12 protein-coding genes and 1 pseudogene are annotated in these 10113 nt (G+C 45.7%); 10 read left to right on the forward strand and 3 right to left on the reverse strand.

Translation table 11 applies throughout. The features are described from left to right. Positions 1 to 172: 172 nt before the first annotated feature. From ACFO8Q_RS09105 to ACFO8Q_RS09115, 3 genes and pseudogenes are all read right to left on the reverse strand, one after another. A pseudogene (locus ACFO8Q_RS09105) lies at positions 173 to 1284 on the reverse strand (S8 family peptidase). 30 nt (positions 1285 to 1314) lie between these two features. Continuing rightward, positions 1315 to 1479, reverse strand: coding sequence for a hypothetical protein (locus ACFO8Q_RS09110; RefSeq protein WP_380025460.1), 165 nt, complete (start codon positions 1477 to 1479; stop codon positions 1315 to 1317). A gap of 59 nt (positions 1480 to 1538) precedes the next feature. Next, the gene (locus ACFO8Q_RS09115; protein WP_380025461.1) at positions 1539 to 2399 is read right to left on the reverse strand and encodes a hypothetical protein; all 861 of its coding nucleotides are present in this window, start codon (positions 2397 to 2399) and stop codon (positions 1539 to 1541) included. A gap of 356 nt (positions 2400 to 2755) precedes the next feature. Here ACFO8Q_RS09115 and spoIIR point away from each other — a divergent pair, with 356 nt between their 5' ends. The 10 genes from spoIIR to ACFO8Q_RS09165 form a co-directional block, all read left to right on the forward strand. Further along, positions 2756 to 3490, forward strand: a complete 735-nt coding sequence (spoIIR, locus tag ACFO8Q_RS09120) for a stage II sporulation protein R (RefSeq protein WP_380025462.1) — start codon at positions 2756 to 2758, stop codon at positions 3488 to 3490. A 214-nt stretch (positions 3491 to 3704) separates the two neighbouring features. Continuing rightward, a complete protein-coding gene (locus ACFO8Q_RS09125; protein WP_380025463.1) occupies positions 3705 to 3977 on the forward strand; it encodes an AbrB/MazE/SpoVT family DNA-binding domain-containing protein in 273 nt (90 codons plus the stop codon). An 8-nt stretch (positions 3978 to 3985) separates the two neighbouring features. Then, entirely contained in the window at positions 3986 to 4399 is a 414-nt protein-coding gene (locus tag ACFO8Q_RS09130; protein WP_380025464.1) for a PIN domain-containing protein, read from the forward strand. Positions 4400 to 4665: 266 nt separating this feature from the next. Further along, complete coding sequence (locus ACFO8Q_RS09135; protein ID WP_380025465.1) at positions 4666 to 5637, forward strand: aldo/keto reductase; 972 nt, start codon at positions 4666 to 4668, stop codon at positions 5635 to 5637. A 36-nt stretch (positions 5638 to 5673) separates the two neighbouring features. After that, positions 5674 to 6591: an aldo/keto reductase gene (locus tag ACFO8Q_RS09140; RefSeq protein ID WP_380025466.1), complete on the forward strand. Its 918-nt coding sequence runs from the start codon at positions 5674 to 5676 to the stop codon at positions 6589 to 6591. A gap of 133 nt (positions 6592 to 6724) precedes the next feature. Further along, a complete protein-coding gene (locus ACFO8Q_RS09145; protein ID WP_380025467.1) occupies positions 6725 to 7381 on the forward strand; it encodes an FMN-dependent NADH-azoreductase in 657 nt (218 codons plus the stop codon). A 104-nt stretch (positions 7382 to 7485) separates the two neighbouring features. Beyond that, positions 7486 to 7941, forward strand: a complete 456-nt coding sequence (locus tag ACFO8Q_RS09150; RefSeq protein WP_380025468.1) for a GNAT family N-acetyltransferase — start codon at positions 7486 to 7488, stop codon at positions 7939 to 7941. A gap of 137 nt (positions 7942 to 8078) precedes the next feature. After that, positions 8079 to 9113: an L-threonylcarbamoyladenylate synthase gene (locus ACFO8Q_RS09155; protein WP_380025469.1), complete on the forward strand. Its 1035-nt coding sequence runs from the start codon at positions 8079 to 8081 to the stop codon at positions 9111 to 9113. 225 nt (positions 9114 to 9338) lie between these two features. After that, positions 9339 to 9899: a manganese efflux pump MntP gene (locus ACFO8Q_RS09160; RefSeq protein WP_380025470.1), complete on the forward strand. Its 561-nt coding sequence runs from the start codon at positions 9339 to 9341 to the stop codon at positions 9897 to 9899. 23 nt (positions 9900 to 9922) lie between these two features. Beyond that, on the forward strand, positions 9923 to 10113 hold a 191-nt coding region (locus ACFO8Q_RS09165; RefSeq protein WP_380025471.1), incomplete at its 3' end, for a hypothetical protein.

Below are 10113 nucleotides of genomic sequence, written 5' to 3' on the forward strand. Positions count from 1 at the left end.
CTCAAGGTTAACGGATTTCATTCCGTTTTGTGCCTTGAGCGAAGCGAAAGGAATGGGTATAAAAATGAAAAGCGGCGCTCATCGTCGAACGGTTTTTTATTTCGATCCGTTAATTCACATTGATGTTAAGTAAGTGTGACAAATGGGGTCTTGGAAGGAAACTTTTTAATTCTCAACGTTTCATATTGACTGCTGCTAGTGCATCGACCAAACCATTTCCATATAAAAAGGAATCACCTAAGTGTGTGGCTGTAACATTAAGGGTATTTCGTAGTTGAATATTTGATAAAGAGGGTTTTGCTTGCCAGGCAAGTGCAGCTACTCCGGTTACGTGAGGAGCAGCCATAGAAGTACCGCTATAAGATCCATACCCTCCAGGAACAGTGCTTTGGATTTCGATTCCAGGAGCCATCAGTTCTAATTGCTGACCTACACTTGAAAAATCGGCTCGTTTATTTTGAGCATTCACGGCACCTACAGCTATGACCGAATTATAAGCAGCCGGATAAGTTATAGTACCTGTTTGTCCATATCCATTGTTTCCGGCGGAAGCAATAAGGAGAATTCCAGAGTTATAGGCTTTATCGACAGCTGCTTTCAATGTTGAAGAATTAGTATTTCCTCCAAAGCTCATATTCAGTACATTTAAATTAGAGTTAATAGCCCACTCAATACCTGCTACAACATTACTGTAATTGCCGCTAGCATTTTTATCAAGAACCTTTATTGCATATAGACTTACTTGAGGTGCCACCCCGATAATTCCTGTATTATTTTTATAGCTGCTATAGTTCCAGCCACATGTGTACCGTGACCGTTATCATCAGTAAAGGTTGTGGTGTCTTGCACGAATGTCGTTCCATTAATTACGATAAGATCTTCATGGGTATAATCGATTCCTGTATCTGAAACGCCCACTTTAATTCCCGTTCCTGTAAAACCTTTCTTTTGAACGTCTGTCGCTTTCACATGAGGAACGCCCCACGGAACCATTTGACCATTGGCGTAAACTTTTTGATCCTCCTCAATATATGCAATATTGGGATTCTTTTTAATAGCTTGAACTGCATTATCCGTAAGTTTGGCGCAGACCACCGGGATGAACTGATATTGTCTCTGAATTTGCCCACCGTTTTTTAAAATTAAATCTGAATCAATCGTGTTTTTAAATCCAACAAAATAAGATTTTAAGGGAGCAGTAAGTTGGTGTCCAATCGCTATGCTTGTTGTATGTACAGTGCCAATCAATAATACTGAAAATAAAATTGAAAAAAGTTTTTTCATATTAGGGCACCCTTTCTAGTTTCTTCGAAATTACCGACCCAATATGGCTAAAAAACTCCAATAAGCACCTCCTGCAAATACACCAGCAAGACACGCAAAAATCCAGAAAGATGAGTGCTTCTCAATAATTGCCCGAAGTGAGGCTAGAAAGAAGATTGTAAATAAAATTACAAAAAAAATTGCTATTACATCCATTAAAGAATCCTCCTTAACAAGAAAGGCGAGCTTTGCCCGCCTTTCTTTAGATTTTTAGATTAATATGCATATTTCGTCCATGTGAAGGTAGTACCAGCGTCTGGGGCTTTGTCATAACTGATAGAATAACTAATCTGTACTTCTGGAGTTTTAGAAAACGTTAAAGCTCCTGTAAAAGTTCCTTCTTTATGGAAGTAAGTTCCTACAGCAGATGTTTGTTCCTGTGCACCAGACTTGTCGCTGTATTTCCCAATCTTCACCTGCCCCCAGCCTTTGTGTCGATAGACATCGTATTTTACTCCATTCTGATAAAAGCTGCTAATACTATCATAGACCCAACCGATTCCGGTACCAGGTGAATAAGTATCATAAGTATATTGAGCACCAGTAGCATATTCTGCATAACCAGCATTACCATTTGATCCAAATGCTCGATAAGCATATCTTGCAGTTTCAGGATATGGATCGAAGTCGTCCGTCCAAGCAAGTCCAAATTTATCCTCCAATGTGTAATAAGGTTTGTAATTCCAATCAAAGTTATAGTCTAAAATGAATTCTACTTTTCCAGGTGCACTAGGCTGCGAAACATAACTAGCTGTTAAGGTTGAACCCCAGTTATAAAAAGTTTGAGCGTTAACATCACCAGACGCAGAATTCTGACTCTCTTGATCTTGTGATTCTTTCAAATCACCATCTATATGCTTGTGATAAGCATACACAGCCTTTTCTTCGTATATTCTTTGTTTTTGTGGTAATTCGAACATATCAATGATTTCCTTTGGGTAATTAGCGTGTTCCATGTATTTGTTCAATTGCTCTTCTGTTGGTGTTGGTGTTTTAGCGGAAACATAAGTTCCAGTTGTTAACAAGCTAGTCAACAACACTAAGCTAACTACACCTCTTATGATTTTTTTTAACATCTTTACCCTCTCTCTTTTCCTTAAAATAGAAACAATTGAATTATACTACATAATTTTGAATTTATCACCATTGTATTAATAAATATTTTTCGACATCCTTATAAATGATCTATTATTTCCAAATAATACATAACATCACCAACACATATGCGTTGGCAGGTGTTTTGGTTTTTAGAGGCAGTTGTGAAGAGATGTAACTCTATTGGAGCACTTACCGTTGTTAAGTTTACTGGCAATGTCAGCTACGACCGACTCTACTATTCTTTTGAGAGATAAGTATAAACCCTATTTTCTCTGTCCATACTGAGGCTATCAGGTGAATGAACGATTTGGGAGAGAAAAAGGGGAGAGTCAAAATGCGGGTCCGAATGATGGCGGGTGCAGCAGGGTTGATCGTCGCAGGGGGATTATGGACCGGGTGGCAGGGGGCACCAACTGAAGTTTCTGCTCAAAGCCTACCGGCAATTGCGGAAACGTCGTCTGCGCAGGTGAATACTTTGATTCCTGCAGTGGATGATGAAGAAGCGGGAATCATTCCTAACGAAGCAGTTCGGCTTCGGATTATTGCCAATTCTGACTCGCCCCAAGATCAGGCACTGAAGCGTCAGGTTCGTGACCGTATTATCGATGATGTTGGCAAACGGCTGCGTAATGTCGAAAGCCGGGAACAGGCTCGAACAGTGATTCAAGCGGCTGTACCTGAATTAAACGAAGCAGCTGCAGGTGTAGTAAAGAAGGCGGGTTCCACATACTCGGTACAAACCGAATACGGCATGGTTCCTTTCCCCACCAAAATTTACGGAAATAAGGTGTATCCGGCCGGGGAGTATGAAGCGCTTCGTATTGTGATCGGAGAGGGACAAGGCCAAAACTGGTGGTGTGTTCTCTTCCCGCCCCTCTGCTTTGTAGATGTTGCGAACGGGGATGCGGTACAAGCGAAGGATATGGATTCCAAACCGCTCACAACCGTACAGGTTCCCACAGGAGACGGCAACACCGCACAGACTGTGCAAGTACGGTTGGGGATTCTTGATGCGGTAAGCTCCTTTTTGACCAAGCTGGTTGAGTTTGTGAAGTCGCTGTTTTCATAAAAACCGATCTGAATGGCTCAGATCGGTTTTTTGTGGCTTTTTGCGTATAACATTTCATGGGTTTGATAAATATAGTAATGTATAACGTTCGTAGATATGTAAGACAAAATTAAAACGATTTACCTTTTGGTGAAGGGGGTATATAATGATGGCAGAGGGGGGTAGGGACAAGAGGCTCAATGCGGATTTGTCACCTGCTTTGGGGAGGTCTATCATGGCGATTACAAAAGTATCTTCAAAGGGCCAAATCGTGATTCCGTCAGAAATCCGAAAGGCAATTCAGGCAGAAGAAGGGGATAGTGTCACTTTAGAACTACTGGAAGATGGGAAAGTACTTATGCAAGTTATAAAAATGAAGCCTTTGAGGTCACTTCGCGGGTCCTTGGCACCTAAAGATGGCATGGAAGCGGAGCTGGATTACAAGTCGCTTCGTGAGGAAGCTTGGAAAGCCATGGCAAAGGAGAAACTTTCAGATAAGGACGAGTGATTCTGTAAATGTATTCAAAAATGCTCTCGGACACAAATCTTTTAATTAGCTATTTCGCGGGTGACTCCAACTCGGATTATGCCGACAAGGTAATACAAGCCGTGGAAGAAGGTAAAACCACTTTGGTTATACCTGTCGCGGTAGTTCAGGAGCTGTGTCATGTGTTTCACAACACCGAAGGGTTCAGGCTATCGAAGCAGAGGATCTCTGACACGCTGATATCGTTTCTGCTGACTCCCGGTATTGAAGCGGAAGAACGGGAAGTGGTGGTAGCGGCACTCCGAAAGTTCCATGAGAATAATGTGGATTTTACAGACGCTTACTTAGCAACTCGTTCTTCCGCTGCCGCAGTGCCTGTTGTGTCGTTCGATAAGGACTTTCGAAAACTGGATTGTCAAGTGTACAATCCGAAAACCCAATAGGTTTCATAAGAGATCATCGAATATCACCAACCGTTGCCAGATCCTGCTAATACAGTGTGGGTCGGTAGATTCTTTTTAAAAAGGGTGTAATCGATTTCACGGATTTCCAGAGTGATCCTAAGGCAGTGGCCGATTTTCTGGTGCATATGGTCACTCAGGATCCGCGGTTTGCGGTTAACGAAGCAGTGGTGTCGCCGATCAATGAGGGTGGGTATCCATAAGCCCTCCTCATTATCATAAATTTAACAACTGAAGGGGGAAGCGGTATGAATTACAGAACACTTGGCAAGACGGGGTTGAAAGTTTCGGAAGTAGGCTACGGTGCGTGGGGGATTGGGAAAAGCAGCTGGATTGGAGCAAATGATGACGAATCGCTGAAAGCACTTCATAAAGCTATCGATCTGGGTTTGAATTTCATTGACACTGCTTTGGTGTACGGGGATGGATACAGTGAACAACTGGTTGGGAAGACTGTCAAGGAACGTTCCGAGACCATTTACACAGCGTCTAAAGTTCCGCCGAAAAACAGACAGTGGCCTGCCCGCTCCGGAGTGCCGGTGGAAGAAACGTTCCCCGGAGATCATGTGATTGCGTCAACGGAACAAAGCTTGCGAAATCTTGGTTTGGAAACGATAGACGTCCAACAACTCCATGTCTGGTCGGACGAATGGGTCAATCAGGGCGATTGGCTGGAAGCGGTCGACAAGCTTAAGCGGCAAGGGAAAATCCGTTTTTTTGGTGTCTCGATCAACGACCACCAGCCTGAAAACGCGCTAAAACTGATCGAAACCGGTGTCGTGGACACGGTTCAGGTGATCTACAATATTTTCGATCAAAGCCCGGAAGATCGGCTGTTGCCGGCGTGTGAACTTTATAATGTAGGAGTGATCGTTCGCGTACCTTTGGATGAAGGAGGTCTGACAGGAACAATTACCCCGGATTCCACATTCCCGGAAAATGATTTTCGAAACAGTTACTTCCGGGGGGATCGCAAACAAGAAGTATACGATCGCGTTGAAAAAATTGTTTCTGACCTTGGCATTGCCCGGGAACAGATGGCGGAAACCGCGTTGCGGTATGTTCTGAGCCACCCTGCTGTATCTACTGTGATTCCGGGAATGCGTTCGCTTCGCAATGTTGAACAAAACTGCAGATTGGGTGACGGACAAGGGTTGCCGAAAGAACAGGTCGAGAAGCTTAAGGCCCACCGTTGGGTTCGCAATTTTTACCAGTCTTAGTGCAGCAAGTATCGAAATAGTGAAGGAGTGAAACGGATGAAATACCGCAGACTTGGAAAAACGGGCCTCAAAGTATCGGTAGTCGGTGTGGGAACATGGCAATTTGGCGGCGAATGGGGAAGGACCTATACGCAACCGGAAGTGGACCAAATCTTGGGCAAAGCAAAAGAACTCGGCATCAATCTGATCGATACGGCTGAATGTTACGGCGATCATCTGTCCGAATCTTTCATTGGGAAGGCAATTCAACACGACAGACAGGACTGGATCGTGGCTACCAAGTTTGGGCATAAGTTTCACGGTCATCTGAACCGTACCGATCACTGGTCCCCGCAGGAAGTCCTGAAACAACTGGAAAATTCCTTAAGGGCTCTCCGGACCGATTACATCGATATCTATCAATTCCACTCCGGAAGCAACGAAATGTTTGACCAGGATGAATTGTGGACCCTTCTTGACAAACAGGTGCAGGCGGGCAAAATCCGCCACCTTGGCATCTCGATCGGAAGCAATGACAACCTGTATCAAACAGAAGCATCGACGAGAGTGAACTCGGAAGTCATTCAGGTTGTGTATAACCGCCTGGACAGAGTACCGGAAGAACGTGTATTTCCGTCCTGCCAAAAGCAAGACCTTGGCGTGCTCGCCCGCGTACCGCTTGCGAGTGGCTATTTGAGCGGCAATTACAAGCCGGGTGTCGAATTTACGGAAAATGATGTGCGTCATCGTCATGAAAGGGCAGACCTGGATAAAAAGCTTCAGCTTGTGGAAGAAATCAAGCGTACAGAAGTGCCGGAAGGCGTCAATATGGCACAGTGGGCGCTTGCATGGTGTCTCAAGCATCCGGCAGTAACGTCTGTAATTCCCGGCTGTAAAGATGTGGCACAGACGGAAGCAAACGCGAAAGCGGCAGAATTGGCGAGTGAGGATCATCCTCAAGCCTGGAGAGACTAATATTTCACGACTATCACCTCGTGGGTGGTAGCCCCTTTTATTTTATATAGCTGCTTGACAAAAGTAAGTTAGTATCATAATATACATACATAAAGTAAGTTGATTAACAAAATTCCGGGGAGGAATGAAGGAAATGGCACAAGTATTGCTTATCACTGCAAATCCGAAAGCTGCGGAACAGTCATTCAGTCTGTCTGTGGCAAAAGAATTTTTGAATGAGTATCGAAACGAGAATCCAAATGACGAGATTGTCGAACTCGACCTATACAAGATGAACATTCCGAATCTGGATGAGGATGTATTTAATGCATGGGGAAAGCTTCAAGCGGGAACTTCTTTTGACCAATTAACCGCAACGGAAAAGGAAAAAGTAAGCCGTCTCAGTGATCTGGTGGATCAATTCGTTGCGGCGGATAAATATATCTTTGTGACGCCATTGTGGAACTTCGGTGTTCCACCGGTTATGAAGTCCTATATCGATGCGGTTTCCGTTGCCGGCAAAACTTTTAAATATACCGAGCAAGGTCCGGTTGGATTGCTGCCAGATAAAAAAGCGGTTCACATCCAAGCGCGTGGCGGTATTTATTCCGGAGGCCCGGCCAAGGACATGGAATTTGGCGACCGTTACATTCGCGCGGTTCTGTCCTTCTTTGGAATTACAGACGTTGAGTCTGTGATTGCGGAAGGAATGGCCTTTACACCGAACGAAGCTGAGAAAATTAAAGCGAATGCTATTGAGCGTGCGAAAGAAGTTGCCAAAAACTTTGCCCGTCCAACTGTAAACGTATAAAAATTAGCGGTTCTGTTGATAGGAGTTCTATCGATCGCCTCCCTGCATAAACTAGCTTTTGAGATTCCAAGTCTCAAAGCCGGTTTTCAGGGAGGTTTTTTGCCATGAATGACAAAATCACGATTCGCCGGGCAACACCCCGGGATACGGTTAATATCGCCCTTTTATTGCGGGAAGCGGGTGTTGATCCTGCGGGATTGGAGGAGTGGGTGGACTCATTCATTCTCGCCGAAACACCTGCAGAATCCGAATCGGAACTCGAGATCATTGCCACAGCAGGTCTCGAAAAATATGGTTCGAAAGGTCTATTGCGTTCTCTCGTATTACGCAAAAAGGCCTGTACGGCAGAAGACGGTTTTCACCTGCTTCAATTGATTCTTGCGCACACTGGTCAAATCGGACTATCCGAACTTTATTTACTCACAGAGTCCCCAACCTTATTTATCCACATGGAATTCACACCCGTCACAACCCTAGAAATACCCATGGAAATACTGCTGTCACAGCATTTTCGACAAAATTCGGCAAAGGCTGTTCCTATGCGGAAAATTCTAAAATAACAAGTTATCCACACCCCGATGTGGATAATGTGTACAACTCGAACAATCGTTCCATGAAATGAGTCCCAGACTGGATTTCCGGGCCGGGATGATATAATATGCCTGTAGCACTAGACTTTAGACAAGGCGGGAACTTCATGGACACGGTACGATTGGACAAAAGCGAACAAGATCTCGAAAGGGCAGCCGAGCTTCTGCGAAGCGGAGAGTTGGTTGCTTTTCCTACGGAAACTGTATATGGGCTGGGGGCTTACGCGATGGACCCTCAAGCTGTGGATAAAATTTTTGAAGCGAAAGGACGTCCGTCCGACAATCCGCTTATAGTTCATATTGCCTACAGGGAGCAATTGAAAGACCTTGCGGCTGAGATTCCCCCTGCTGGATGCGTATTGATGGACATGTTCTGGCCGGGACCGTTAACACTTATTTTTCCTCGTACAGAATTTGTACCTGATCGGGTTACGGCAGGGTTATCCACAGTTGCTGTACGGATGCCGAATCATCCTGTTGCACTTGCTTTATTGGAAAAATCGGGTCTGCCAGTGGCCGCACCCAGTGCGAATCGTTCCGGGCGCCCAAGCCCGACGGCCGCTTCTCACGTATTGGAAGATTTGGAGGGTCGAATTGCGGCAGTTGTCGATGGGGGAACGACGGGAGTCGGGGTAGAATCAACCGTTCTGGATATAACTGTGCATCCACCTATGATTCTTCGTCCGGGAGGAGTAACAAAGGAAATGCTGGAGGAGGTACTCGGAGAGGTACAGCTCGATCCGTCGCTTGAGAGGAATCATGCTGAGGTAAGGGCGCCCCGTTCACCGGGTATGAAATACACTCATTACGCCCCGAAGGCTGAGATGTGGATAGTCGAGGGTTCTGTGGATAAACAGGTGCAGATGATTCAATCACTTGTGGATAAGTCCCGGGCGGAAGGAATACGGACAGGAGTTCTGACTACCACTGAACATCAGGGTGTGTATAACTCGGATGTTGTGCTATTCTGCGGTGAAAGGAAAGCGTTGGAAACTGTTTCTGCCGGACTTTACGGTGCACTGCGGGAATTTGACCAGCAAGGCGTAGAGCGAATTTATTCGGAAAGCTTCCCGGAAGAGGGAATCGGAGCGGCGATTATGAATCGGCTTCGCAAGGCAGCAGGTTACCGGGTTGTTCGGTGAAATTGGGGAATCGGTAAACATGGACGCTATTTAAAAAAAGAGGCCTATGGCCTCTTTTTGTTTCGATTATACAGAATGCAAAATAGCAGGCAAGATAAATGAAATTGCTTGATCAAACAACCGTAATACCTGAACGGTATCTGGATTATCGGCTATTGTCTGTATGTTTTGTGGACATGGTGCATACATATGGCAAAGAAAGGTGAAAGACTGGGAGGCGGCGCCATGGCACATGCATCACCAGGAGAACTCGTTACTCTTCTAACAACGGCTGTTGCCCTTGGCAGCGATGCAATGTCATTAGGCATTGGGCTTGGGATGCAGAAGCTTACACGGCGGGAGATTTCGCGAGTGAGTGTGACCATCGGAATGTTTCATGTTCTGATGCCGCTGGCCGGGATGGCGATCGGCCTGTTCCTTCACAACCTGATGGGCGACATTGCAAAGTCGATCGGTGCCGTGTTGTTAATTGGCCTGGGAGCTCACATGATCTGGGATGCATGGAAAGGGGATGACGAGCCGGTGTTTTCTTTAACCCGATCCGCCGGTTGGGGAATGATGTTGTTCGCAATGAGCGTCAGCATCGACGCTTTGTCTGTCGGGTTTAGTTTCGGGCTGTACGATGCGAACCTGGGGCTTGCGGTCACACTCTTCGGTATTGTCGGGGGGCTGATGGCGGCCATTGGTCTGTCCATTGGCAACCTCATGGGACGTGTGCTGGGGGATTCGATGGAGATTATAGGCGGAGCGATTCTGATTCTGTTTGGGATTCAGTTCCTTTCGTAGGGGTTGGCGGCGGCTGGCTATTTATGTTGATCCTCCGTATGCTATTCTCATTGCTCATGGGCAATTCTCGGGCACGTGGGGAGAAAGCGGCTTTTTTACAAATGGGTGGATTCGGCGCACTTGCAATTGCCCTGCACGACCTGGAAAATAAGATCCCCATGCTGCTTCTCAGCACCAGCAGAAGGATGAAAATAACCTCATGTCGAACTGAATT

Origin of the sequence: Effusibacillus consociatus, assembly GCF_042652925.1 — a bacterium.
In the GTDB taxonomy this organism is placed as follows: domain Bacteria; phylum Bacillota; class Bacilli; order Tumebacillales; family Effusibacillaceae; genus Effusibacillus; species Effusibacillus consociatus.

Excerpts from the sequence above, each read along its gene's own strand:
- ACFO8Q_RS09110 (WP_380025460.1), bottom strand. The coding sequence starts at position 1,479 with ATGGATGTAATAGCAATTTTTTTTGTAATTTTATTTACAATCTTCTTT.
- ACFO8Q_RS09115 (WP_380025461.1), bottom strand. The coding sequence starts at position 2,399 with ATGTTAAAAAAAATCATAAGAGGTGTAGTTAGCTTAGTGTTGTTGACT.
- spoIIR (WP_380025462.1), top strand. The coding sequence starts at position 2,756 with ATGCGGGTCCGAATGATGGCGGGTGCAGCAGGGTTGATCGTCGCAGGG.
- ACFO8Q_RS09125 (WP_380025463.1), top strand. The coding sequence starts at position 3,705 with ATGGCGATTACAAAAGTATCTTCAAAGGGCCAAATCGTGATTCCGTCA.
- ACFO8Q_RS09130 (WP_380025464.1), top strand. The coding sequence starts at position 3,986 with ATGTATTCAAAAATGCTCTCGGACACAAATCTTTTAATTAGCTATTTC.
- ACFO8Q_RS09135 (WP_380025465.1), top strand. The coding sequence starts at position 4,666 with ATGAATTACAGAACACTTGGCAAGACGGGGTTGAAAGTTTCGGAAGTA.
- ACFO8Q_RS09140 (WP_380025466.1), top strand. The coding sequence starts at position 5,674 with ATGAAATACCGCAGACTTGGAAAAACGGGCCTCAAAGTATCGGTAGTC.
- ACFO8Q_RS09145 (WP_380025467.1), top strand. The coding sequence starts at position 6,725 with ATGGCACAAGTATTGCTTATCACTGCAAATCCGAAAGCTGCGGAACAG.
- ACFO8Q_RS09150 (WP_380025468.1), top strand. The coding sequence starts at position 7,486 with ATGAATGACAAAATCACGATTCGCCGGGCAACACCCCGGGATACGGTT.
- ACFO8Q_RS09155 (WP_380025469.1), top strand. The coding sequence starts at position 8,079 with ATGGACACGGTACGATTGGACAAAAGCGAACAAGATCTCGAAAGGGCA.
- ACFO8Q_RS09160 (WP_380025470.1), top strand. The coding sequence starts at position 9,339 with ATGGCACATGCATCACCAGGAGAACTCGTTACTCTTCTAACAACGGCT.